The following is a 26,409-nucleotide window of genomic DNA, read 5'->3' on the forward strand; positions in this document are numbered from 1 at the left end:
AGTAAGCTTATTTCATATCTGTCTTAAATTGAATTTTATTGTTTATAATCGTTTATTCCATATACGGTTGATAAAAATTCTTTTTGTTCTTATATCTAAATAAAATAATTAATTAATCAGGCATGGAATCAAATGAAAAATATTTCCGCACGCCACTTTTCCATTCTATTTTACGCAGTATTAATTCTGCTGACCCCCACTCTGATTTTTGCTGCTCCAGCATTTAAGGTACCGAATATTATCGGTAATGTTAATAATCCATATATATTGCCGCATGGAGGACCGGGCTTTTGGCTTTCCTCAGCCATAGGACTTGTAGCCGGACTTTTAAGCTCAGCTATTGGTGCCGGAGGCGGACTGATTGTCGTTCCTGCGCTCATGACTGCCGGAATATCCGGCATATATGCTATTGGATCTGAAATATTCCGCCTTTTCATATTCAGCACTATTCAATCAGTGCGTATGGGATTCAACAAACGTATTAATTATCTTATGGCCGTATACCTGACCATTGGCACAACGTTAGGAGGTTACGCAGGGTATTCAGTCAGTAAAGCTGTCTTTTTCTCCGACCCTGCAGGAAGTGATGTTTTCATATCAGCTATGATCATTCTGTGGCTTTTAGTTTACTCTTTCATAATTGTCCCTGAATTTCGTGATGCAGCCCATGAATATGCTATCAAGATACTTAAAGAAGAACAGAGTAAAAATGAACGGGATACTGCCGTCCAGACCGATTCCAGCAAAACTGAACACGATGATGATAAAGCTGAAACTGAGAAGACTGAATCTGATCAATCTGAAACTCCACAACAGCATGAAATTAAAAATGAACCACAATTTGAGGATGAATTATATCCAGATGAAAAACCTTGGGAAATAGCACGCTCGATTCGCACTATGAAATTTCCTCCGTATATTAAATTCCCAGGAACAATTAGTGAAGAATCAGATGATCTTAGCCGAGAAGAAATGAGGCGAGAAGATCAGTCAGATTTAAAACTGGAAAAAGAAAATAAATATGAACGGATTCCGGTAATACCTGCCGTACTGCTCTCGCTTGCAGGTGGATTCTTCATGGCTCTGACTGGCTCAGGGGGGGTAATTCTTAGTTTTACCGTTTTGACAAAAGGATTTGGATGTGTGGCAGCACTTGTAGCAGGAACGGATCTGGCAAGACTGGCTCTGTCATCAGGTATACTGACTATGGGAACATACGGTCTGAACGGTTTTGTAAACATATATTGTATTGCAGGATTAATATTCGGAACCACTACTGGATTGCACATGGGCGGAAAAGCTTTAAAACATATCCAGCCATACCGCACAAAGGGACTCATTGTCCTGCTGCTGATCTCGGTCATAATCAACCGAATGCTTGCACTTCCCGGATTACTCAGAAAATCAGGTGCTGGGATATCATCCAGTCTTACCGCCACCTTAGATCAAAGTGCTATGTATATCCTGCTTATAGGAGCACTGATTTTCAGCGGATGGATGCTATTCTCTTTTTTCAACAGCCTGATAGGGTCACTCAATCCTCCGGAAAAAAAGGAATAACCGCATGATATATTCCACCAAAACACTAGTTACCTCAGCAATTCTTTTTACCTGCAGCATGCTTATACTTGGCACAATGAGTCTTCCTGTATTGAATGGTCAAACTGGTTTTCAAGCGATGGAGGACACATTCAATTCACTGCGCAAAGGTATAAAGCCTCCTTTCAAAAAAATCGCGGAAGAAAATAATTCCAACCTCGGCAAAAATTTTAATGTAACTCTGGAATTCAGCAGTAATGAAAAGACTCGGGCCGCAATCTCAATTTTCCTGCGCAATAAGCTGACAGTAACGCCAAAAGGTCGTTCGGTTAATATTCAAGGAGATCTTGGATATACGCTGAAATTTTTTATGAATGATATCAATCTGCTCTATCATCATGAATTTGATAAACTGCAGCAACGGTATTCTATGCCTGTCACATATTCCATGTATATGATGGACAGAATTTTAAAGAAACTTTCAATCGCAATGGCATCTCAGCGAATGAAAGTTCAGGAAAAACTAATTAATAAAATCCGGGCCAGACTTTTGATTCCGGCTTATAATTTACGCGAAGCCTTTCCTGTCAGCGAGACATCCGGCTTAGCCTATCTAACACTTGGAACAATTGGAATTCTCCTTTTTGCAATACTTTGGGATGCATCAAATTTTCTATTCTTCGGCACACTTGCTTCTGATAATTTTATGAAAAAAATTCGTATATCTCTCGGTCGGGAAATGTCCGATAGAGAAAAAGCACTAATTCTGAAAAAAAAGAAAATTAAGCAAAAAGCTCAAGCAGCCAAAATCAAAAAAGTAAAAGGTACACGAACTAATCAGGAAGCCTTGCTGGAAGTCGACGGTATTATTGCTTCCAGAAAGAAAAGTAAGAAAAAAATTACAAAAGAATCTGATGAAACGTTGCAAAAAAAGAAAAAAAATACCGTAGCTCAAAAAGGTGCTGACGAAAAAAGAAAAAAAACTAGTATAAAAAAAGTACTCACACCGACCGATAAGAAGACTGAAAAGTCAAAAAGAGTTGATCGACCGGAGAAAAAAACAGATTCAGCTGCAATAAAAACCGGTGCGAAAAGAAAACTACCGACAAATTCAGCTGCGGACAAAAAAGCTGTTCTAGCCAAGCGAAAGGCTCAACCATCTTCCACGACTGATTCAGGAACCCAAAAAACGTCAGCTAGAAAAAGACCGGATGCATCCCAAACAGTTCCCACAACTCAAAAAGCAAATACTTCACAAAAGGCAAACAAGAAAGTAACGACTAACCTAAAGAATGAAAACACTAACCATAAAATAGTTCCGGTAGATCAGAAAAAATCAAAGAAAAATACTGCTGTCCTGCAGTCTGAAAAACCAGCTGCACAGAAGAAACGTAAAGCCAAGCCTAAGGATAAGACTTGATGAATATAAAAAAGACCAGAGAAGCAGTCGCTTTTTTCCGTATCCTTGAATATGAATCCACAATTCTTGACACTGCTGTCGGTATGGTTATGGAAGAATGTGGATTCAAAGTTCCTCTGGGAACTAAGGTTCTGGTGAAACCTAATCTGGTTTCTTCTAAAAACAAACTCGCTTGCACTCACCCCAATATAACACTGTCTGTATGCCGTTATCTTAAAGATTGCGGTGCTGAAATAACAGTTGCCGACTCTCCCGGATATGGAACAGCATCTCAGGTTTCAAAAGCGATCGGTATGACTTCGGGATTGGCATCACTTGGGCTTAAACCGAAATCTCTGGGGCATCCGGTTAAACTTAAATTATCCTTCGGCGAAACTATAGGTATTTCCCGTGATGCGCTTGAATCAGATATGATCATCAATGTCCCCAAATTCAAGGCTCATGCTCAGTTTGGTGTCACCGGAGCAGTCAAAAACATGTTTGGAACTGTGGTCGGGTTCCGTAAGGCATATGCCCATACCAGATTCGGTGAAAATCCCGGATTGATGGAAAAAATGATTATAGAAGTCAACAAGACTATGCCTGTATCATTCAGTCTGATGGATGCAATTTACCCCATGCATGTAACCGGCCCTATCAGTGGTAAGCCATATTCCATGAACCTTCTGGCAGGATCATGCAATCAATATGCGTTGGATACAGCTATATACATGCTTCTAGGCTTAAGCCCTAAAAAAATCCTGCTATGGAAAGAATGCGCACGACAGAAAATTTTCGGATATCACCCCGACCATATCAAATATGTTATCGAACCACCGGACGATTTCGATACCAAAGATTTTATTGTTCCTGAGAAGCTTAATCCTATGGAATTTGAGGCTGTACGATTTGTTAAAGGAAGAGTAAAAAGTTTTTTCAGCAGATTTAAGTAAAATTATCACGTTCAGCTTACCATACACAAAAGAGATTACGGCGATGACCGCAAATAATATTTCACGCAGACTTCTTACTGTTACCGGACAGGTACAAGGAGTCGGTTTCAGACCTTTTATTTATAAAACAGCACTAAGGCATAACCTTTCAGGTACAGTACTGAACAGTCCGGAAGGAGTACTCATTGAAATTCAGGGTGGTAAGACTAATCTTGATAACTTTGATCAGTCACTTATTGACGATCTGCCACGTCTGGCAAAAATAGTTTCTCTAAAAAAAACTGACATAGAAATTGTTAAAGATGAAAAACAATTTTGCATTCTGGCCTCAACAGCAGGTGAAGGACACTGCGTGCTCATCAGCCCGGACGTAGCAACCTGTCCTGACTGTTTTGCTGATATGAATAATCCGCAAAACCGCCGCTATGAATATCCATTTACGAACTGTACCAATTGCGGACCACGATACACAATCACCCGTTCTATACCCTACGACCGACCGGTCACATCAATGTCATGCTTTCCTCTGTGTCCTGAGTGTAAAAAAGAATACGAAAATCCACTTGACCGTAGATTTCATGCGCAGCCGAATGCATGCGCCAAGTGCGGACCCGAAGTGTGGCTGACCGACAATAAAGGTCAAAAGATTGCTGGCTCCCCTACTGCCCTTCATGATCTGGCAAAACATCTTGCTGCAGGGGAAATTGCAGCAGTCAAAGGGCTCGGAGGCTTTCATCTGGTCTGCGACGCCTCTAATTCTAAAGCAGTTAAAACTTTACGCAAACGCAAAAACCGTCCGGATAAACCTCTTGCTGTGATGGTACGTGATGTTGACGAAGCACGGAAACTATCAGAACTGACTGATAATGATATAGAGCTGCTAGAAGGTATACAACGCCCTATTGTTCTTGCTTTTAAAGGAGCAAATTATTCTCTGGCTCCTGAAATAGCTCCGGACACTGATTTTATAGGTTTGATGGTTCCATACACTCCGTTACATCAAGTTCTCCTTAAATATTTTTCAGCGCAAACAAATTTAGCTGCCCCTGCGGCTCTTGTAATGACCTCTGGTAATATGAGCAGTGCTCCTATTTGCATAGGTAACCGCGAGGCTTTAAAAAGACTGTCCCACATCGCAGATATTTTCCTTTTCCATAACCGTGATATTCTAATCCGTGTCGATGATTCCGTCACACGTTCAGTTCCTGAGTTTACTGGACAAAATGAAAATCGTACTATTTTCATGCGCCGGGGCAGAGGGTTCACTCCATCCCCAGTATTTCTGGAGCAAACAGGTCCTTGCGTTCTAGGGACAGGACCAGAACTAAAAAACACACTTTGTTTTACCAAAGGCGATCAAGCTTTCACAAGCCAGCATATAGGGGATATGCAAAATCTGGAGACATCCAATTTCTGGAGAGAAATCAGGATACATCTGCAATCAATCCTCAAGATTAAACCTGAACTTATTGTTCATGACCTGCATCCTGATTATCTAACGACTATTCTTGCTCAGGAAATTTCACAAAACGAGTCTATCAAGGCAGTCTCACTGCAACATCACTATGCACATATTTATTCAGTCCTTGCTGAAAACAGACATTGCGGCCCAGCTCTAGGTTTAGCTCTCGACGGAACAGGTCTTGGTGATGACCGTACTATCTGGGGCGGAGAATGTCTCATGGTGGACAATAAAAACTTAGTCCACAAACGGCTGGCACATTTCACATATCTGCGGCTACCGGGTGGAGAAGCTGCCGTCCGCGAACCATGGCGTATTGCATATGCCGCCGCCAAGGACCTCGGCCTTGATCCAACTAAAATTTATGTCCCTGAAGAATCTCTATCCGGACTTAAAATGTTTGAACAGATTTTAGGTAAAAACATCAACTGCCCAGCAACCAGCAGTTGCGGACGTCTTTTTGATGCAGTCTCAGCTATGCTCGGACTTTGCAGCACAATTTCATACGAAGGACAGGCTGCAATAATTCTCGAAAAAGTTCAGGATCAGACAGTACAGTCAAAATATGACTGCCCTCTTGATGAAACAAACGGAACTATTCAGATCCAAACTTCTGAACTTTTCAAGCAGGCTTTCCATGATTATCTGAACGGAATCAGCGCAGCTGTGGTCAGCCGAAAATTCCACCAAGGTCTTATTCACGGACTAGCTGATTGCAGTATACTTCTTGCCACTCAAACAGGGATTAAAACTATTGGACTGAGTGGAGGTGTCATGCAAAACCAGACCATTGCTGTTGAACTGCCCATAGAACTGAAAAAGCGTGGTCTTAATCCGCTGGTACATCGCTATCTACCACCAAACGACGGTTGTATTTCACTGGGACAGGCTGTCTATGGACAGATGTTGCTCAAAAATGGATAGCCTAAAAGCATAATGGATAAGGTTTCAATAGAAAAACAAAAGGTGGTAGTTTGACATTGTGTCAAAATCTACCACCTTCTACTTTCAGCTCACTACAGGAATCTGTGGGAGCAGGGCTCAAAGAGGAAAAACTCTTTGAAATTCACTAATTTTTTACTTATCTAACTATTATCTTCGACTCTAAATGTGACCAGCATATAGAACGTCACTTTCAAGTCTTCAACCTGATTTTGCTTACCAGCCTTTTTGTTTTATTATCTCTTCAACTTTTTCTTTTGTTTTTTCTTCGACTATAATCATTTTTTTAGCCTGAGCTTTTTTGATCTTATCGGTAAGAACATTAATATCTGCCGGTTTTTCAACAAAATCCATAGCTCCAAGCTTCATGGCTTCAATACCTTTTTCAACGGTTGCGTGACCGCTGAGCAGAATCACCTGCATTTCCGGTCTTGTCTTTTTAATATGTTTGAGAGCTTCAATGCCGTCTATTCCCGGCATTTGTAAATCAAGTACGATTGCATCAAAAGATTCAGCATCTACTTTATCCAGTGCTTCTTGCGGATTGGTACATGCTGTCACATTCATTCCACGCAATTCCATACGTTCAGCCAGACCTTCAACAAATTCTTTCTCATCATCAACGAGGAGTACTTTTTCTGCCATGATTTCTCTCCGCCTGCATCATCAGGTGCAGTTTAAAAGTAATTAAAATTTAATAATTAAAATTTTGTCCTGCGGGCTAAACCCCAAAGAAGCTCCCACATTTACGGCATTTTTTTCAAGACCAGATAGCTGGTCAGCAGGAACAGGATTACTCAACCCTATAATTTTTATGGCGCTATTTCCTGCTTCATTACTGAACTCAATATTCAGTTCATTATCTTTTCCAGCACTGTCTATGCAGATCTCAAGACACTTGGCAATAAGCATCTGTATGACAAATGGATCACCCTTTCCTTTGACAGGATCACTCTCAGCAATAGAAATAGTCACAGATTTACGTGACGCAATTCTGGTTAACAGGGAAACTACAAGCAAGGTAAGTTCGCGGTAATCAACTTCGCACTCCGGCAGGTCTACACTGTGAGCAAACCTGTTCATATTTTTAATGATGGAGTCCCCTCTTTTAATCTGAATAAGTATTTTTCCGGCTATTTCACCCAACTTGTCAGGGTTAATCTCCATACCCTGATTAGCCATTAGTAAATAATCCTGCATAAGCCCGGCATCTTCATTAATTATTGCCAGAACATTTTTCAGATCATGCGATATGGCTGCACTGATCTGCCCGAAAAAACAAAGTCCGTCACGATCTTTCTGAGGCGTGGTTGATTCCATTGGAATACTCCTTAAAGAAATCTATTCCCTTCCCAAAGCCTGATTAATTTTTTCAACCAGTTCTTCAATCTTCACAGGCTTAACCAGGTAACATACTGCTTCAGCAGCTCCGGCTCTATAATCATCTTCTGACCCATGGCCGGAAAGAAATATATATTTCATGGCAGGCCGTATTTTCTTTAACTTCTCACGAAGTTCGAGCCCGCTCATGCGTGGCATTTTCACATCAAGAACTGCAAGATCATAATCGTTTTCATGCACTTTTTGAACAGCTTCATCACCTGAAGAAACCCATTGTGCTTCAAATCCTCTAAAGCTCAGGCGCTCAGCAAGAGCCGAGACCAATTCCGCCTCATCATCCACCAGCAAAATTTTCATATTCCTACTTGTCTCCCTTGGATCTCGGTGAGGATGGCAATGTAAAGCTGAACTCAGTACCTTTGCCAAGTTCACTCTTAACAGACATAGCCCCGCCAAGATCTTGTACTAAACCATAAGTAATGGACAGTCCAAGCCCGGTTCCGCCAGATTGCTTTTTTGTTGAGTAGAATGGTTCAAATATTCGTTTCAAATCAGACTCAGGAATTCCGCATCCATTATCACGAACAGTAAAAATCAAATTGTTCTTATCCTTGCGGGCAACCTCAATCTGCAACGCTCCGCCATCTTTCATAGCCTGAAATGCATTGCTTATCAGATTGAGTAAAACCTGCTCAAGCTTTCCGCGATCGGTTACAACTTCGTAAATACCTTCCATAACCGATACATGAATATCAATACAACGGTATTCAGCTTCCTTATTGAGAAAACTCAGCACGGTCTCGATTACTTTTTGAGGATAAATAGGCCTGAATTCAATATCACTCTGTCTTGAAAATCCAAGCAGCCTTTTGGTTATTCTGCCACACCGCTCAACTGAATCTATAACCGAATCCACAAGCCCGATAAGTCTTTCATCTGCTTCATAAGCTTTACTGAATGTAAATAGATCCTTGAGCAACCCTGCTTTTTCATTGATAATTGCCAGAGGATTGTTAATTTCATGGGCAACACCTGCTGCAAGACGCCCGATAGACGCCATACGGTTATGATGCTCCATCTGCTGCAAAGCCTTGGACCGTGTCATATCTGCAATATAAATCCGTTCCACAAGATATGAAGCAACTGCCCACATAACAACAAGAATGACGGCAATACTTACACCTGTAAGCCATGTGACTGTATCACGTGATCTTTGCCACGCTCCCATAAATTCTTTTTTAGTCTTCACGAAAAGAAGCACAAATGGTGTATTCTCAATATAGGCATAACCCACCATAACAGTTTCCCCGTTATGATCGGTGATTTGCTGTACTTTTGTACGAAAAGACTTTTCAGGAAGGTCAAAGCTGACTTTGGAAAAAAGATCGCCATTCCATCTGGTCGGTGTTTGCAGCACGCCTTCCCTGTTTACAAGAAAGACATCCTCACCCTGTGGTAAATCCAAAGCAGAGAAAATATCATTGAACTGTCTGGTATCCAAAGTAGCCCTCAAAATTCTGTACTTAGATTTATCATTACCAATGAAATGTTTTACAGCAATTACAAAATGAGGGCTGTCACGAAAACCAAGAAAAACTTCACTTACATATACCCCTTTATCCACAGCCTGCCTGAACCAGTCCTGACCGCAATATTCCCGGCCTTCCAGCTTATAAGGTCCTACATAGGCAACTTGTTTACCATTCTCATCAATCACGCCCAGATCAATAAAACCGCCAAAGCTGTTTTTCAATGATTTAAGCATACTGATGAGATTCTCTTTGTTATAGGAGGAGCGGAAATTCTCCATTTCAACCAAAAGCTGCAAAGCAGATTTCCGTTCCTCCACAAAGAATGAAACAGACCGTCGGGTATTGGAAGTTGTTCGCGCCGCACGGAGTGTATTTTCGGATTTTATAGCCCCCCGGGTGACACTGAAGTCGATGGAAGCCATGATAAGAATCGGAATAAGTGAAACCATAACAAGAATAGCAAAACACAGCTGCCAGATACGCTTATAGTCAAAAAGACGTTTATACGGTCCGGCTGCCTGTGCATCTGCATCCCAGAATTCAGGCTTGAATATTCCTTTAATCGACATGACCCAGCTCCGAGGAATTTATGATTTAAGAATTACGCACTTTTTCGTAAGCATCCTTAAGAGCAGTACTCAGAACATCAATATCGACAGGCTTATTAAGATATGCAAACGCTCCCAGCTCCATGCAAGTCTTCCGATCCTGTTCCGAACCATGTCCAGTAAGAATAATAACTTCAATTTTTGGACATTTGGTCTTAACTCTGCGCAAAACCTCTATGCCGTCTATTCCAGGCATTTTAAGGTCAAGAATCATAACTTCAGGCTCATCATTATGGACAACATTCATAGCGGACTCGCCGTCATAAACCACAGCAGAACCTAGGTCGCGAAGCATAAGCCGCTCTGAAAGAGTCTTCACAAACTCTCGTTCATCATCAACCAGAAGGACACGTGAAGGAAGTTCAAAGTCCATGCGGCGATATATATCTGCCTCATAATACTCCTTACCAAACTTGAATTCTACCTTTTTTACACCTTCAATAGGTTCTGCCATTTCGCGAAGTTCTTTTTCAAGACGCTCGACCATAATGACTTTTTTATTGATCGCGATGTAAACTGTTCCACTTTCAGCTGTGACTTCAACGTGATGTCCTTTAACTGCCAGAGCTGTTTCTACAGTCGCGGCCAGCAGAAAATTCTGAACTGCTTTTTTAGAAGCCTCGGTAACTTCAACCGCCGAGTTACTGAGCTGCTCTTTAATCAGAGCCACAGATTCATCAATGCCAATTTTGCCGACCGGAATTATCATGTCGTACAAGCTGCTGTTCCAGGGATCAGTACTTCCGGTAATTTCGCGAACCCATACAGTTTTCTCTTCATCACTGTGTAAAATAGCTTTGGATGCATCTTTCTCCGGCAAGCCATTATTATTGAGAGCGCTTTCCACCCTTTTATGTACATCATCTATTATGCAGACTTTAAGAACATGATCAATTTCCTGAGACAGGAGCTGACTTACAAAACCGGAAACCAGCAATGGTCTTCCTTCTGCCAGCTTTTTGGCAAGTGCAAGCCTGAGCCATGCGATTGAACGTTCCTTCTCATGACTGAATTTATTAAAGATTGATGTCTTATGACTAAATACCCGGGCAATAGTACTTCCGCTCATTCCACTGAGAGAAGCCGCGTCAGCTACCAGATCATTGTCAGTAACAAGCTTTAAATCAATATCATCAATTATACGTTTTGCAACTGCGTCCGCCTGACAGAACAGGCCGCTGAATATAAATAGATCAGACATTATAAACCTCCACTATGCGTTACCGTTGATTCGGCAGTAAGTTGTGAGGGGACAATCAATCTCAGAACCATCCTGATGAGCCTGAGCGTGAGTCTTGCAAAGAGCTGTATCAGTATCAGCAAAAACATGATCTCTTCCAATTTTTTCAAGAAGATGAGTGCGCTCAAGCACATCCATCACCGCTTCATTTACACCGGAAAGAGATATATCCCGACCGCCGCTCCGCACAGTATCGATGATTAGAGAAAGAGCTTCTTCGCCTGACGCATCAATATCGTTGATACCGTTGCAAACCAGAATAATATGCTTCAATTCAGGGCACTTAATAATACGGTCTGTAATCTGATCTTCAAGAAAGCTTGCGTTTGCAAAGAACAAAGGTCCTCCGAAACGAACTACAGCAATATGACTACATACACGAAGACCATGAACACTGGCATCACGCAGAACCTGATTTTCATCCTTTGATAAAGCAGCAACACGCGGACGCATACTTTTATACAAAAATACACCAAGTGAAAGAGCGACACCTATCATAATCCCCTTATCGAGGTGAGGTGCAAATGCCAAAGTTGCAATAAAAGAAATAATGGAAATAGCTCCATCATACTTCTGCGCTTTCCATGCATGAATAAACCCAGATGCGTTAATCAGACCGATAACAGCCATCATGATAACCGCAGCAAGCACAGCCTGAGGCAGGTGATATAGAAGCGGTGTAAAAAACATCAAAGTAACAGCGACGATAGCTGAAGTAAAAACACTGGAAAGACCAGTGACAGCTCCGGCCTGCAGGTTAACGGCTGAACGGGAGAAGGACCCTGAAGCAGGATACGATGACCCGCATGCACCAAGCATATTTGCAAGCCCCTGACCGATAAGTTCCTGATTAGGATCAAGTCTCTGGCCGGTCTTTGCTGCCATAGCTTTCGCAATTGATATGGCCTCCATAAATCCCAGCAGGGAAATAATCACAGCAAACGGAAACAACTTTATTATTACTTTAAAATCAAGAGAAGGCACAGCAATTTCAGGAAAACCGGAAGGAACATTTCCAACAACAGCGCCTCCGCCCATCATTTTTAAGGATTCAGTATTAAGAACTTTATTACCGATGCTTAAACGCCAGATGCGACCATCTGTTTTCATTCCTTCAGGAGCGCTATCCTTGATAAAGAAAACAAGATCACCGCCTTCCTGCTCAACACCATTAAAAAGTAAGCTTCGCAGTTTTGCCCGATATTCATGGGATTTATGCTTAAGTAATTTAACCTGATAGTTAACTACAGCAAGATCATGCTCTGCATCTAAATAACCGACCTGGTTTTTATCTGCTTTTGCTTTATCTTCCAGTCCGGCAATTTCAGTACGCTTAACTCCAAGATTATCTATATCAACAACAGTTTTATTAAAGTCTTTAATAAGAGCCTGAGCTTCGTTATCCTGAATAGCTGAGATATTTACTCTCGCATCGTGATTGAAGCCGATAGACCATGACAGGAGTGTGGTGATTACAACGGCGCAAAGCACATTCGGAATTTTCGGATTGATCTTCTTGAGCCCCACCATAATGGCAAAAGCCAGTGCCCCCATTCCTAGAGTTGGCAGATGGGTATAATGCATTGCACCATGAATAACCCGCATTATAGTTTCAAAATGCAGGTCTGCTTTATCAACGTACACACCAAACATCTTGGACAGCTGTGAAGATGCGATAATGATCGCAGCTGCGTTGGTAAATCCGTTTACAACTGGATGTGAAAGGAAATTTACAACTAGACCAAGACGTAGGACACCAAGCAGGAACTGAAATATACCGACCAGCAATGCCAGAAGCAATGCATATGCAATATATCCTTCACTGCCTGCTGTGGCGAGCGGCTCAAGAGACGCAGCTGTCATAAGAGATACAACTGCCACAGGCCCCGTTGCAAGCTGGCGGCTTGAGCCGAAAAGGGCTGCAACCATAGGCGGAAGCAGTGAGGCGTAAAGACCGTAGTATGCAGGCATCCCCGCAAGCTGTGCATACGCCATGGACTGTGGGATAAGCACAAGAGCAACGGTCAGACCGGAAAGAATATCCGCTCTAAAAGCCGTTCCGCTGTACTTTTTGAACCAGCCCAAAAAAGGAAAAATTTTAGTAAGCATGAGATAAGTACCTCTAGTTAGGTTTCAACATTCTACGGACAGACTCTATAAGGTCATTAAACAGTGCGCCCGCATCATAAAGATTAAAATTTTTAAATCTCACTAACCCATCTACCATAGTAAAGATAATGAGTGCACTCTTCCTCGGGCTGACGTTGCCAATCGAGCCGTCCTCAAGCCCTTTATGGATTGCCTGCTCAAAAAGAATGACCAGACAATTATAAATTGCTTCGAGGTTTTCCCGGAACTCCGGTCTGCTTTCTGCAAACTGATACAAAAAAAGCCGATGTAGAAGTAAGAACTGATGTTCCATACGTCCGGCAAGAAGAAGATAAAACGCGACCACTTCTTCCATCATCTCAAGGCCTGTACCTTGTTCATGATTTTCCATGTGAGCATCAAACTCTTCTAAAATGCGCACCTTTGTTGCCTCAAGGATTGCAAACAGAAGCTGTTCTTTGCTCTTGAAATGATAAAAAATAGTTCCTTCCGCAGCCCCGGTCATATCTGATAGTTCGTGCATAGAAGTATCGGCAAATCCCTTGTTGGCGAAAAGCATGGTAGCAGCCTCCAGTATTGCTGCTTTTTTCTTAGACATCTTGGTCATCACTTCTCCTGATTTACAAAAAACCGACTGAGCACTCAGTATTTCGTAAAATATACTGTTTCCAAGTTCAATGTCAACCCGTCCATTTTTTCACAAGCACATAGTTAAGTTTATTTAATGAGTTAATTTTATTATACATATTCAATAAATAAGACATATACATACAATGCACTTTTTTTCACAAAACACTTATACTGAGTTATCACTCGGTTTTTATTAAACTTTTTTATTATCTTTATAGGGAAGATTAATTTTCGCTATAAAAACAATTTCCTGTATTTTTAGTTCTAAAATAAAAAGTCCGAACTCGGATATTTGAGTTCGGACTTCAAGGATTTTAAATAGATTGAACTTAAGAACTAATTGAAAGTATTCAAAACCTCGCCAAGCACTTCAAGATACTCTGTAAGCATTTCAGGCATAATATCTGCCATATGCCCGACACGAAAAATAGGAGACTCACCCTGATCAGCAAGTTCTTTATTAATTTTTCCGTAACCGGGATCAAAAAGATAGCCATGCTCACGCATCAGCTCTTTCACCTCTTTAAGCTTATCAATTGTCATATATGAAGGAGTCTTAAAGGTTGTAAGACTTGGTGAACGGAATCCCTCCTGAGCAAAAAGCTCATATCCATCCATTATTTCAGACCATTTATGCGCTATAGTCCGCATGTCTTCATGCCTCTTAAAACGCCCTGCTACGGTTTCACTATTTACAATATAGTCAAGCTGCACACACATCTGATTGGCAAGTGTTCCGTTTGGTGTGGTCAAAGTCTGATTAATTTTAGCCTTTCCCATCTGAGCAATGATATCAGTTGTGTAACCACGATTTTCAACCGTTGCGGCTTTCTCCATTGCTTCCTCACTCACAAAACCTATACCGAAACCGGCAGGCAATCCCAGTGACTTCTGAGTTGAGGTACAATACATTAGCGGTTTTGCTTCACTGATCATACTAGGAGCTCCACCAAAAATAGAAACTCCGTCGACTATGGGTAATGCACCATTTGCACGTATCAATTCACAAACCTGAACGACATCATTTATGACACCTGTTGCAGTTTCATTATGAGTAAAAGTCACAACATCCGGCTTATGCTCTTTAAGTGCAACTTCCAATTCTTGCATATCAATAGCTTTTCCATGAGCAAACTTAAGCTGAACAGCGTTCTTTCCATTAACAACAGCAAGCGTATGATAAAGATCACCAAAAGCACCTACAGAGACATTCAGCACTTTATCAGAATCAGAAACGAGAGAACGAATGGAAGCTTCCAGAACATTCGTACCTGAACCATTAAAAATAATCGGAGTATATCCTTTAGGATTACCGGCAATAGCCAGAAGGTTTCTCATTATAGGCTCAAAACGTTTTGGATTTTCAGAATCCCGATGACCGAATTCAGGCAGCAGTCCTGCTCTGCGAACTTCTTCACGAAGAAGAATTGGCCCGGTAATAAATAATTTTAAGTCAACAAAATCATCACCTATCATTTTTAAACCCTCTCTTTTCCTCATTATATAATTTAGAGACAAATAATTACGAATATCGCAAAGAAGACTGCAGTAGGTCTATTTTTAAAGCAAAAATATTCTGTTAAATGTATCAGTTCTGTCAAGCATAAAACACAACACCTCTTTACAATCAATAGCTCCGTCATTAGTATCTTTGGTGTCAACACTGATTTCCAAGAGCCTTTTCACAATAGAAAAACAGTCTGTTTAATATGAGAGTGTTTTTAATATCTATTTTGCATTTCTTAACATATCAATTTACAAGAAATAAGCAGTGAAAACAGCATCTTAAGATTTGGATGTAAGTATAAATATCGTGAAGAATCACGAAATTACAAAATAGTTACTTGATTTTCGTCAAGGTGATCTCTATATTGCCTTTTTTTCTTCACAAGGGGCTGTTCTGCTCCTTAACACACAAAATATTCACGGTAAGATATTATGCCTCAACTAGGTCCTCATATTTCTATTCCAGCCGAAGCTCTTCTTTCAAGAGTACTCGGCCTTGATCCTTTCGATTTTAAAGGCTGGCCTGAAGATGTTCGCACTCTCGCTGAAAGCATTGCTGCGGAACTCTTTCTTGTGCGTTATAACCCGTTTATTGACCCGGAACTGGTTCGTAAATCAGTCTCCAGAACTCTGACTCTGGCCCGACCAACCCTATCAGGTGAATACCCGCAGCGGTTAACCCGTGCAGTTGAAAATTTCTGGCTCAAACAAGATGCAGATCAGGAATTCAAAATAAGATTCATCGAAAAAATTAAAGAGATTCTACCCGAAGAGTGTATCGGACTTAAGCCGCATACCCTTGTCCAGTCGGCCACAGATGCAACAGATTTACGTATTGAACTTCCAATTGCTGTACTTTTCCCTGAAAAGACTGAACATATCAGAGCTATTGTACGCCTCGCAAATGAGATGCAATTCGGACTTATTCCCCGTGGAGGTGGAACAGGAGCAACCGGTGGGGCAATTCCTGCTCTTGACCGCACTGCAGTTCTTTCACTGGGCCGCTTTAAAAAAATCATCAGTGTTGATCCGGGAACAATGAGCCTCTGTGCGCAAGCCGGTGTTATTACTCTTGATGCCATTAAGGCTGCTGAAAAAAAGAATCTGCTGTTTACTGTTGATCCTGCATCTAAAGCAGGTTCTTCTCTGGGTGGAAATATTTCTGAAAACTCCGGCGGCCCTTTCGCCTTTGAATATGGTTGCACTATTGATAATATTCTCAGTTATAAAATGGTCATGCCTAAAGGGGATCTGATTGAAGTCAGACGCAAAGAACATCCCGGTCACAAAATATTTGCTAATGAAAACGCAACCTTTGAAATAATTGATGGTAAAGGAAGCTTAGTTGATACAATAGAGCTTACTGCAAATGAAATTCGCACGACAGGACTTGGAAAGGACGTAACCAACAAGTATTTAGGCGGACTTCCAGGAGTTCAAAAAGAAGGTGTTGACGGTATCATCACCGAAGCATGCTTCGCCCTTTACCCAAAACCGTCCAACTCCCGGGTTCTGTGCCTTGAGTTTTATGGACGCTCCATGCGCAATGCGATGATGGTCATTAAAGATGTTGTTTCTCTGCGGGATACTATCCGTGAAGAAGGCGATCTCGTAAAAATTTCCGCACTGGAGGAGTTCGGTCCCAAATACGTTCAGGCAATCAAATATGAAAAAAAATCAGAAAAATACGAAGGTGAACCTATCTCCGTATTGATTTTACAATTGGACTCAGATGATGAAGCTGCGTTGCAAAGTGCGGTTGATACAATTATGTCCATTGCCCAGCCCTATGATGGAGTAGATATCTTCGCTGCCCGCGATGAGAAAGAAGCTGAACACTTCTGGGAAGACAGACATAAACTTTCTGCCATCGCTAAACGGACTTCAGGCTTTAAGGTTAACGAAGATATCGTAATTCCCCTTGAAGTAATTCCTGATTTTTCTGATTTTCTTGAAGATTTAAACCTCATTTATCTTGCAAAAATTTACCGCCGTTCTCTATTGGCAGTAAAAGATCTCCATGGCTTTCCTATCGAAGAGCCAAAGGTTGAACTGGCTCTTGAGCGCACTACAGATATTCTTAAAGGCAAAACATCTGGAAAGGATCTCAGTGATCAGGAACTCGAAGGGCAGATTCGCTATATTTTTCAGGAATTACGTGATGAATTCCCTAAACTGGATTCCAAAATAGAGAATATACTGAAAAAGCTTAAAGAACAGCGCATCGTCATTGCCAACCACATGCATGCTGGCGATGGTAACTGCCATGTAAATATTCCAGTCAACTCAAACGATCAGGATATGCTGCACAGTGCACACGAAGCAGTAGACGATGTTTTCAAAAAAGTTCTTGAGCTTAAAGGTGAAGTTTCAGGTGAACATGGGATCGGTATCACTAAGATTGATTACCTCTCCGATGCTAAAATTGAAGCAATCCGCAAATACAAACTGAAGGTTGACCCTCTTAACATCCTTAATCCAGGGAAACTGACCCGTAGAAAACTTCCTTCTCCGGCATACACATTCTCGTTCAACAGGCTCATTAACGACCTGAACAAAACAGCCATCAAGGACAAAGAACACTTGATGGATCTGCTTAAAAACATTCAGACCTGTACCCGTTGCGGAAAATGCAAACAGGTTTGCCCAATGTATTATCCTGAGAAAGGACTCATGTACCACCCCAGAAACAAGAATATTGCACTGGGAGCACTTATTGAAGCTATATACTATTCACAGGTCCAGCGAGGTGAACCTTCCCCAGATCTTATGACCAAACTGCGCAAACTCATGGAGCACTGCACAGCCTGTGGTCGTTGTACTTCTGTATGCCCTATCAAGATTGATTCGGCAGGAGCAGCACTCCAGATTAGAAGCTTTCTTGAATATAAGGGAACCAGTGGACATCCTATCAAGAGTGCAGCTCTAGGCTTCATTGCCAAAGATCCGGAAAGCAGACTGCCTAAGGCAGCTAAATTCCTGTCACTATCAGCTGCGATACAATCTAAAGCAATAGGCTTTATCCCCGGTCACTGGCGTAGACGTATGGATTCTCCCATAATACATAGTAAAACTCCGGCAATGGATTATAAAAATCTATCCGAAAGCATTAATCTGGATAAGGGGTCTATGTTTATGCACAGTACCCCTGCGCCGGACAGTGTTTTTTACTTCCCCGGTTGCGGTGCAAGCCTGTTCTCCCGAGACATAGGTATGGCCACACTATATCTGCTGCTTAAGTCCGGCGTAAATGTGGTAATGCCATCCAAACATCTATGCTGCGGATATCCGTTGCTGGCAAGCGGGTGCGTCGAATCATACAACACCAATCGACATCGGAACATCAGCGATATTCAATACCGCATAGCAAAAGCATCAATAGTGGGCCTTAATGTGTCTACCATAATCACAGCCTGTGGAACCTGTCGTGAATCATTGGAATCATATGATTTCAGTCAGGAAATGGGCGGTCATTTGAAGCGCAGCGATGCTGTTCAATATTTGCTGACTAATCCCGGAAATATAAACCTGACAGACCTTGCTACTGATCAGGAAATTATATACCACGCATCATGCCATACTGAATGGACAGACGTGAATAAATCAAAAGCGCCTGAAGCATACAGAAAAGCTATTGCCGGAATGCTTGGAAGCAAGGTCACTCTTTCTCCCGGCTGCTGCGGAGAATCGGGCCTAGGCTCTATCACCAGTCCGGAAATATATAACAAACTTCGTGATCGTAAAGGTGAACAGCTTAAAAAGGACTTGCGGGGATGTGATAAAAAAACACCTATTCTCGTAGGATGTCCATCCTGTAAAGTTGGAATTAAGCGTAATGTTCATACTCTTAAAAAGCATAACCGTGTTTTGCACACTGTAGAATATCTCGCTGAAGTAATCGGCGGTCCCAAATGGCGCAAAGAATTCAAGAAAGAACTTGAAAAAGCGCAACGTCAGGATGAACTGGTAATTATATAAATATGAAAGCACTAGGAATAGACTTTGGAACCAAACGCATCGGGCTTGCCATAACCGACCCGGAAAAGATGTTCTCTTTTCCACTAAAGGTTATGCAGAAAACAACCCGCGATGCCATGTTTTCAGAGTTAATTGAAATAATTGAAAATGAGAAGGTCGGTGAAATAATCATCGGCCTTCCTCTTTCTCTTGACGGAGAAGACACACTTACCACCAGACAAGTGCGCAACTTTGCTGCATCACTTGAAAGAAGGGTTGACTTACCCATTCATCTTGTGGATGAAAGACTAAGCTCAATTGCAGCAGAAGAAGAACTCAAGGAGTCAGGACTTTGGGACAAAAAACGAAAGAAGAATCTGGACAGCCAAGCCGCAAAAATAATTCTGGAAACGTGGCTGGCAAGAAAATAATTTTACACTACGTAATGCCTGCACTGGCAGTTGGCTGTATCGCCATGATGCTGGTCGCTTCATGGTTCATGTACAAGTCATGGAGCTTTCTAAATATCCCGCCAGAGATTGAAGGGCGTCAGATTCTTTTTACAGTTGAACCGGGAGAAGCTCTCTGGACCGTATCAACTAATCTTTCCAAAGAAGGCTTAATCAGCGATTCCAAACAATTTCGAGAATATGCACAGGTACAGGGCAAGGAAAATAAAGTCAGGGCCGGAGAATTTAATCTCTACACAAACATGACTGCCCCGCAAATCCTCGAAACCCTGACAACGACTTCAGGCATAATGCACAAGTTTTCAGTCCGCGAAGGGCTTACGTGGTGGGCAACGGCAGATGTTGCTGCAAAATCAAAATTAACTGATTATGCCCAGTTTAAAGCTGCCGTTTCTGATCCAAATCTGCTTGCAAAATATCACATACCCGCAAAAAGTGCTGAAGGTTATCTGTTTCCTGAGACATATTTACTGACCGCTCCCAAAAAAGATTCAGGGAAGGTTCTTGTGGAAACTATGCTCAAAGAATTTCGTAAAGCTGCTCAAAAAGCATGGAATGGCAAACTTCCTGATCCGGATGAAATACACAAGACGATTATTCTGGCTTCTCTTATTGAAAAAGAAACCGGAGATGTATCTGAAAGACGTACAATAGCAGGAGTATTCGCGAACCGCCTTCAAAAAGGCTATCTGCTCCAGTGCGATCCAACTATCATATATGGGCTTGGTGAAACGTTTGACGGTAACATTCGTAAGAAACACATCAGCGATAAATCTAATCCCTACAACTCATACCAGCACAGGGGATTGCCTCCCGGCCCAATATGCTCTCCGGGACTTGAGTCGATAAAAGCAGCCATTAATCCCGAAAAACATTCTTATTTATATTTTGTCGCCAAAGGTAATGGAGCGCATTACTTCAGCAAATCGCTGAAAGAACACAATGCAGCGGTGAAAAGATATCAGCTTCACAGAAACAAAAAAACATATCGATCATATAATTAACAGTAACAGGATGATCTGAGGCCTATCAGCATAGTTTTTTTCTAGCGGACTCCTCGTTATCATATATGGAAGCCATTTTGCTGATCCCCATTGAATCAAGTACGCAACGGAAATTCCCCGACAACCCTGTGATAATAATATTGCAGCCTTTGGCTTTAGCTTTTTCTATTACGTTATAGAGTGTATCGATTGCGGCCCCGTTAATAGAAGCTTTCTCTTGAAAGATAATGAGAATATTCATTTTTGAAGTGTCCATTGCTTCATCAAAAATATCAATTAACAATCCTTCGGATTTAGAAGTAAGATTGCCGGCAACTTCTATAACTGCGAGCTTATCCTCAAAAATAAGCCGAACGTCATCCTGTTTTTTACGTGCAAATAAACGCCGATCATCTGAAAGGCGCAAAGCTTTTTCCAAGTCTTCACGCTTTACAGGCTTGTTGAGAAAATCAGTGGCATCGAGATTCAAGGCTTTGATGGCAAGATCCATATCTCCGTGTCCCGTGATAACTATTACTTCTGAGTCAGGTGATATGGCTTTAATTCTACTGAGTACCTCAAGTCCGTCCATTCCCGGCATTTTAATGTCAGTCATAACGAGATCAGGCTTTCTTGCATCAAAAATTTCGATTCCTATTTCACCGTTCTCAGCGGTCAAGACTTCATGTCCATAAGCTGTAAGAAGCATTTCGAACATGTTTAATGTAGCTCTTTCATCGTCTATTACAAGAATTTTACTCACACTTTACCCCATATATATTCTCTATAAATTCAGAGTTTAACTCTCTTCTTTTGCTGCAGGAAAAACAAGAGTGAATGAAGTCCCCACTCCTTGCTGGCTATCTATTTCTATACTACCCTTACAATCACGTACTATGCCATAAGTAATTGCCAGTCCCAACCCCATTCCATATCCTACTTCTTTGGTACTAAAGAACGGTTCGAATATTTTATCACGCACCTCATCAGTAATTCCAGCTCCAGTATCCGAAACACGGATATATACGTTGTCCGCTCTCTGATAAGTAGTTATTTTAATAAAATCTTCACTATCTATTCCTGTATTTTCTCTCTTTTCTGCAATTGCATCACGAGCATTATTAACCAGATTAAAAAAGACCTGCTGCAATCGGTTATCCTGCGCAATAATTCGTGACATATTTTCTGTAAGATCAAGTTCAAAATTAACATTCTGTAATTCAAATTGTCTGGTAACCAAAGTTAGAACACTGCGTACAGGTGCATTTATATCGACCTTTTCAGTTTTAAATCCTGATTTGCGACCGAATGCACGTAAGGCTGATATGATTTCCGCAGCCCGGTCAACTTGATTACTGACCTCACGAGCAACTTTCTCAAGCTGAGCTGCGGGCAAATCCCGATTCTGCTCCGCCATGAGAGCAAGATATTCACTGCCCATTTTAATTGCATTAAGAGGTTGGTTAACTTCATGCGCTACCCCGGCCGACATTTCACCCAGAGATTTCATCTTTGCAGCCTGTACAAGCTGAGCATCTTTTTCGATAATTTCAGTAATATCGTTGACTGCGACAATAATAGAAGGTTCGCTTCGGTAAGTAATCGGGCACGCATGCATATTTACATATACAGGCTTACCGCTTTTTTTATAATGCAGAATTTTTGGGTAATAAATGCAACCGGACGGCCCTCCGTATTCTTCAAAAGCTTTAATACATTCCTTATTTGATTCGGGCCCAAGTTTTATAAATTTTTCTCCTATCAGCTCTTTGAGCGAATAACCGTAAAGTTCAGTAACCCTCGGATTGGCATCTATAATTTTAAAATCAGCACAGGAAACAACAAGAATCGGGTCTGGTCCGCTGTCAAAGAGTGACTTGTATTTTTCCTCTGATTCTCGAAGCCTGCGCCTATAAAGTTTTATGGACCAGACCATATTGCGAAAACTATCGGCCAGTTGAACAACTTCATCACCCTGTCTTTTAGAATAAAAATGGCAATCCTGACATTGCTGCAGACTTTCGCGACCACCGACTTCATTATCTGTGTTGTTACTGGAAAGATCGAAATGCCAGCAGGGAAAATCAGTATTATAATAGGCCGGACAACTCGAAGCATTCCATTCAGAACCACTGGATAAAACATCAATACTGAAATTGAAGTTACCACGCGACAATTCATCAGACAGTCTTGTAAGCTTACTCACAGGTTTAGTAATATACTCCGCCAATCTGTGACTGATTACAAAAATGATCACCACTACAAAAGAAATAAATCCTAGAAATGTAAACCGGAGTGTAGAAACAAGCTGATCAATATGGATCTTATTAAGCCCCACATGAACTGTCCCTATACGGTACAACCCCTCTTTAATAGGTACGGCAATATCATAAGCTGAAGTCTTCCCCAGATTTATCAAACGAACAGATTTATCACTTCCCTCAGGAATAGGGTTAGCTTTATCAAGGTCACCCGGGAAAGGTCTTGTGAAAGTATGACATAGGACTTGATTCTCTTTATCGAGCACATAAATATAGGTAATAAGGTGCTGCCGTTCACGAAGCTTGGCTTCCTCAAAAGTAAGGCTGAGCAACTGCGGATAGTCTCTATCAAGAATATATCCTGCACCACGTTCTGCTATTGAATAAGCAATCGCAACTCCGCGCAATTCGAGTTCCTTGGTTAGCGAAGAAACTAAAATCCATCGCGCAAGAAGAGCTATAATGGCACTGATAATAAGTATTACGCCAAGAGTAGAAAAGAAAATTTTATTTTTGAGAGAAAAACCTGAAAAACGATCAACAAATTTCTTTATGGTAAAGCGCTTCATCAATTGACCATCCTTTTGAGCTCTGCCCAATTGCGGATAAGCTCAAAACGTCTATCATGCAGCCGGGTAAAGTAAACCTTTTCCATACCCTGATGATCGTTTACTCCATATGAAACAGTAATTCCAGGTGCTATTTCAAATTTATTCAAAGATTCAATAGCAGTGAGAAATTTATCTCTGGTCAGATCTTTTCCACTACGCTTTAGCCCCTCTACAAGGATTCTGGCGTTAAAAAAACCTTCAAGACCTACAAAATCAGGTGTGTCATCGGGATAATATCTTTTCAATAACTTTATATAATTTGCAGCCTCAGACTTGGAAAGGTCATCATTCTTGCTGAAAGGAGGAACAACCTGAGACATTATCACTAACTCTTTAATATTTTCAGGAAGTTGAGAAAAATCCCGTGCCCCCATAAACGAGACTGTATAGTAAACGGGGTGAATGCCCTCTTTTCTAAGTTTGTTCATGAATTTAATGCATGGCCCACTGGTTCCAATCATAAAGACAGCCTGTGCACCTGAGTATTTTATTTTTTCAACACCTTCCTGTATGTCCAAAGAACCTCGCGTATAAGAACCTCTGGCTACAGGTTCAAGATCATACTCTTTAAGAGCCAATTCTGTCCCGGTTAATCCATCAAACCCGAAAGCATCATACTGGTAGAAAACAGCAATCTTATTGATACCCAGATCCTGTATCATATGCCGGACAGCTTCTTTAGTTTCCTGATAGTAAGACGGCCGGATATTTATCACATAACGCTTGAAAGGTCTGCGTAAAGCATCAGCTCCGGTAAACATGCCTAACAATGGAATTTTTGCATCATCGACCAGAGGAATTATTTTAACTGTTGTGGGGGTCCCCACATAGCAGAATAACGCAAAGACTTTATCTTCAATGATCAATTTTTGCGTATTTACCAAGCATTTAGGGGGGTCATATGAATCGTCATAAGCAATAATCTCAATATTTCTACCGTAAATTCCTCCCTGCTCATTGATATACTTTATATACGCAAGAGCACCATGCAGAGTCTGGGTTCCTAGAAAACTTGCATGCCCTTCCAAAGCAAGTGAAGAACCTAGTATTATTTTATCATCAAAAACACCGGGATTATCATCTTCATGAACAGGTATGGATACGGATCTATCGCAAGCGGTAATTAAGAACAAAGCTAAAACCAATATGAACTTTTTCATTATCTACTATTCCCGGGGTTGGCTAAATTCATTGCCATGACAGTCTGCCCTTTGAACAAAGTACTTCGCTTGCGTGGAGGTATTTTAAGGCTGCGTAAAAATTGAATGCTTAAACGACTCATCCCATTTCCAGCAGACCTCGCTGCACGGACCTCAGCATATATAAGATGAGGTTCAAAAGTTTTTCGTTTAGGCATATAAATCAGCATACACAATAAAATTTTATCACTGCGTGAAATAAGACTTCCGCCTGTTTGGACTTTTCCATATATAGCTATTCCACCTTTAGAAATATCAATAACATGCGGATTTTTTAAATTTTCTGAGATATTTTGTCTGTTGTCTATAATAATTTCAGGAGCACTATTGTCTAAAATATAGTCAATATCATAATCATCACCTTCCAACCGCCAGATTTTAATCTTTATATAACGCTGATCAGCAACTTTTCTACGTGCGAAAACTCTGCGCCGGATATATCCGAAAGAAGATGTTCTTGTAATCACTGCGCCCTTATCTTCCGAGTAACTTTTCACTTTACCTACAAACGCATTGATTTTTTTATTATCTTTCAGCATATCACTAAAGATACACTTCACCTTGACTCCCGATTTAAGTAACGAAGGGGTGACGACATCATCAAATGAAACAACAACATCAACTGATTCAGTCCCCGATACATTTGCCACCGCAGCCAAAGTCCTTTGTTCAGACCTTTCACCCAAAATATCTATTTGCGCACGAGTCAAAACAAGTCTCTCAAGAACATCCTGATCCGTAGATGCTTTCCAGGGCCCTGCAGATTTAATCTTTAATTTACTTGGACCTGCTACAGATTCTTTACTTTTTACTAATTGAGAAAAAAGCATCTTTTTTTGAGCCTTAAGATAAGAAAAGAGAATTGGAACAAGGCCGTATACCCTAATAAGGTAGCACACAATTAAAAGAGCCACCCCGCAAGCAAGGAGTGTAAGAAACATCCTTACTGGTCCGGGTATATCCGGCATCCCGTAAAATGAATTTTGAATGGTTCCCAGAAACCTTGAGTCTACCTTAGCCTGAATTAGCATATATTACCTGATGATGAGCTGATGATAATACTAAAATATATTGATGAAATGATCATAAAGTTTATATTGTTCATACGAAATTATACTATTAAAAGAATGTCGTTATTATCTATATCTTTATAATAACAGAAAGATACACTTCATTCTACAATTTATGTATTTTTTCCCTACCTTAATTCTTGCGATGTGTGAAGACAACATGTAAATATGAGCACAGTTTGACAATAAAAGGAGATTTCATGCCCGGAAAAATTCTAGTCGTGGATGATGAAGTTCACATCAGGATGCTTCTAGAACAGACTCTTGAAGAACTTGAGGATGACTATGGAGTTGAGCTGTTTACCGCTGAAAATGGTGAAGAAGGGCTCGATACGATAAGACAAGAACGCCCTGAGCTTGTTTTTTTGGACATAATGATGCCGTATATGAATGGATATGAAGTTTGTCAGGCTGTGCGTGAAGATGAGAGCCTATCTGAAATTAAAATAATTCTGCTTACGGCTAAAGGGCAGGAGTCTGACCGCAAACATGGCCTGGAAATAGGAGCGGAACGATATATGACTAAACCGTTTGATCCAGATGAAATTCTAGAAGTGGCCAAAAATATTCTTAGAATTGAGGACTGACGATAGCACA

Annotated in this window: 20 protein-coding genes; 8 read left to right on the forward strand and 12 right to left on the reverse strand. The window is 41.1% G+C overall.

Translation table 11 applies throughout. The features are described from left to right. The first annotated feature begins 132 nt into the window (after positions 1-132). The 4 genes from H589_RS0107725 to hypF are packed head-to-tail and all read left to right on the forward strand — an operon-like array spanning position 133 to position 6,277. Positions 133-1,560, forward strand: coding sequence for a sulfite exporter TauE/SafE family protein (locus H589_RS0107725; protein WP_027721491.1), 1,428 nt, complete (start codon positions 133-135; stop codon positions 1,558-1,560). Positions 1,561-1,564: 4 nt separating this feature from the next. Beyond that, complete coding sequence (locus H589_RS0107730) at positions 1,565-2,959, forward strand: hypothetical protein (protein ID WP_027721492.1); 1,395 nt, start codon at positions 1,565-1,567, stop codon at positions 2,957-2,959. Beyond that, positions 2,959-3,891, forward strand: coding sequence for a DUF362 domain-containing protein (locus tag H589_RS0107735; protein ID WP_027721493.1), 933 nt, complete (start codon positions 2,959-2,961; stop codon positions 3,889-3,891). The genes H589_RS0107730 and H589_RS0107735 overlap by 1 nt, the downstream gene beginning before the upstream one ends. Before the next feature lie 43 nt (positions 3,892-3,934). Further along, the gene (gene hypF / locus H589_RS0107740; RefSeq protein ID WP_027721494.1) at positions 3,935-6,277 is read left to right on the forward strand and encodes a carbamoyltransferase HypF; all 2,343 of its coding nucleotides are present in this window, start codon (positions 3,935-3,937) and stop codon (positions 6,275-6,277) included. 234 nt (positions 6,278-6,511) lie between these two features. Here hypF and H589_RS0107745 read toward each other — a convergent pair whose 3' ends face one another. From H589_RS0107745 to H589_RS0107780, 8 genes are all read right to left on the reverse strand, one after another. Then, complete coding sequence (locus H589_RS0107745) at positions 6,512-6,940, reverse strand: response regulator (RefSeq protein WP_027721495.1); 429 nt, start codon at positions 6,938-6,940, stop codon at positions 6,512-6,514. Between the two features lie 42 nt (positions 6,941-6,982). Beyond that, a complete protein-coding gene (locus H589_RS0107750) occupies positions 6,983-7,615 on the reverse strand; it encodes an ATP-binding protein (protein WP_027721496.1) in 633 nt (210 codons plus the stop codon). 21 nt (positions 7,616-7,636) lie between these two features. Next, positions 7,637-7,993: a response regulator gene (locus H589_RS0107755; RefSeq protein ID WP_027721497.1), complete on the reverse strand. Its 357-nt coding sequence runs from the start codon at positions 7,991-7,993 to the stop codon at positions 7,637-7,639. Between the two features lie 4 nt (positions 7,994-7,997). Beyond that, on the reverse strand, positions 7,998-9,737 hold the full coding sequence (locus H589_RS0107760; RefSeq protein WP_027721498.1) for a sensor histidine kinase: 1,740 nt from the start codon (positions 9,735-9,737) through the stop codon (positions 7,998-8,000). Positions 9,738-9,762: 25 nt separating this feature from the next. After that, complete coding sequence (locus H589_RS0107765) at positions 9,763-10,977, reverse strand: response regulator (protein ID WP_027721499.1); 1,215 nt, start codon at positions 10,975-10,977, stop codon at positions 9,763-9,765. A gap of 12 nt (positions 10,978-10,989) precedes the next feature. Then, positions 10,990-13,125, reverse strand: a complete 2,136-nt coding sequence (locus tag H589_RS0107770) for a SulP family inorganic anion transporter (protein WP_027721500.1) — start codon at positions 13,123-13,125, stop codon at positions 10,990-10,992. A gap of 13 nt (positions 13,126-13,138) precedes the next feature. After that, complete coding sequence (locus H589_RS0107775) at positions 13,139-13,732, reverse strand: TetR/AcrR family transcriptional regulator (protein ID WP_027721501.1); 594 nt, start codon at positions 13,730-13,732, stop codon at positions 13,139-13,141. A 359-nt stretch (positions 13,733-14,091) separates the two neighbouring features. Next, positions 14,092-15,231, reverse strand: a complete 1,140-nt coding sequence (locus tag H589_RS0107780) for a pyridoxal-phosphate-dependent aminotransferase family protein (protein WP_027721502.1) — start codon at positions 15,229-15,231, stop codon at positions 14,092-14,094. A gap of 462 nt (positions 15,232-15,693) precedes the next feature. Here H589_RS0107780 and H589_RS0107785 point away from each other — a divergent pair, with 462 nt between their 5' ends. From H589_RS0107785 to mltG, 3 genes are read left to right on the forward strand one after another with little or no spacing between them, the layout of a single operon-like run. Further along, a complete protein-coding gene (locus H589_RS0107785; RefSeq protein WP_027721503.1) occupies positions 15,694-19,239 on the forward strand; it encodes an FAD-binding and (Fe-S)-binding domain-containing protein in 3,546 nt (1,181 codons plus the stop codon). 2 nt (positions 19,240-19,241) lie between these two features. Next, complete coding sequence (ruvX, locus tag H589_RS0107790; protein ID WP_027721504.1) at positions 19,242-19,649, forward strand: Holliday junction resolvase RuvX; 408 nt, start codon at positions 19,242-19,244, stop codon at positions 19,647-19,649. Further along, the gene (gene mltG / locus H589_RS0107795) at positions 19,571-20,692 is read left to right on the forward strand and encodes an endolytic transglycosylase MltG (protein ID WP_245577070.1); all 1,122 of its coding nucleotides are present in this window, start codon (positions 19,571-19,573) and stop codon (positions 20,690-20,692) included. Before ruvX ends, mltG begins: the two co-directional genes overlap by 79 nt. A gap of 25 nt (positions 20,693-20,717) precedes the next feature. On the opposite strand, the gene H589_RS0107800 is transcribed toward mltG, so the two are convergent. Genes H589_RS0107800 through H589_RS0107815 form a run of 4 tightly spaced genes read right to left on the reverse strand, consistent with a single transcriptional unit; the run spans position 20,718 to position 25,773 of the window. Beyond that, positions 20,718-21,434 (reverse strand): response regulator, encoded by a 717-nt coding sequence (locus H589_RS0107800; protein ID WP_027721506.1) that lies wholly within the window; start codon positions 21,432-21,434, stop codon positions 20,718-20,720. 36 nt (positions 21,435-21,470) lie between these two features. Further along, positions 21,471-23,501, reverse strand: a complete 2,031-nt coding sequence (locus H589_RS0107805; protein ID WP_027721507.1) for an ATP-binding protein — start codon at positions 23,499-23,501, stop codon at positions 21,471-21,473. After that, on the reverse strand, positions 23,501-24,703 hold the full coding sequence (locus tag H589_RS0107810; RefSeq protein ID WP_027721508.1) for an ABC transporter substrate-binding protein: 1,203 nt from the start codon (positions 24,701-24,703) through the stop codon (positions 23,501-23,503). Before H589_RS0107810 ends, H589_RS0107805 begins: the two co-directional genes overlap by 1 nt. After that, on the reverse strand, positions 24,703-25,773 hold the full coding sequence (locus H589_RS0107815; protein WP_027721509.1) for a hypothetical protein: 1,071 nt from the start codon (positions 25,771-25,773) through the stop codon (positions 24,703-24,705). Before H589_RS0107815 ends, H589_RS0107810 begins: the two co-directional genes overlap by 1 nt. A 239-nt stretch (positions 25,774-26,012) precedes the next feature. On the opposite strand from H589_RS0107815, the gene H589_RS0107820 reads away from it, so the two are divergent. Beyond that, positions 26,013-26,399: a response regulator transcription factor gene (locus tag H589_RS0107820; protein ID WP_027721510.1), complete on the forward strand. Its 387-nt coding sequence runs from the start codon at positions 26,013-26,015 to the stop codon at positions 26,397-26,399. The last annotated feature ends 10 nt before the right edge of the window (positions 26,400-26,409 follow it).

The organism is Maridesulfovibrio zosterae DSM 11974 (genome assembly GCF_000425265.1).
Lineage (GTDB): Bacteria > Desulfobacterota > Desulfovibrionia > Desulfovibrionales > Desulfovibrionaceae > Maridesulfovibrio > Maridesulfovibrio zosterae.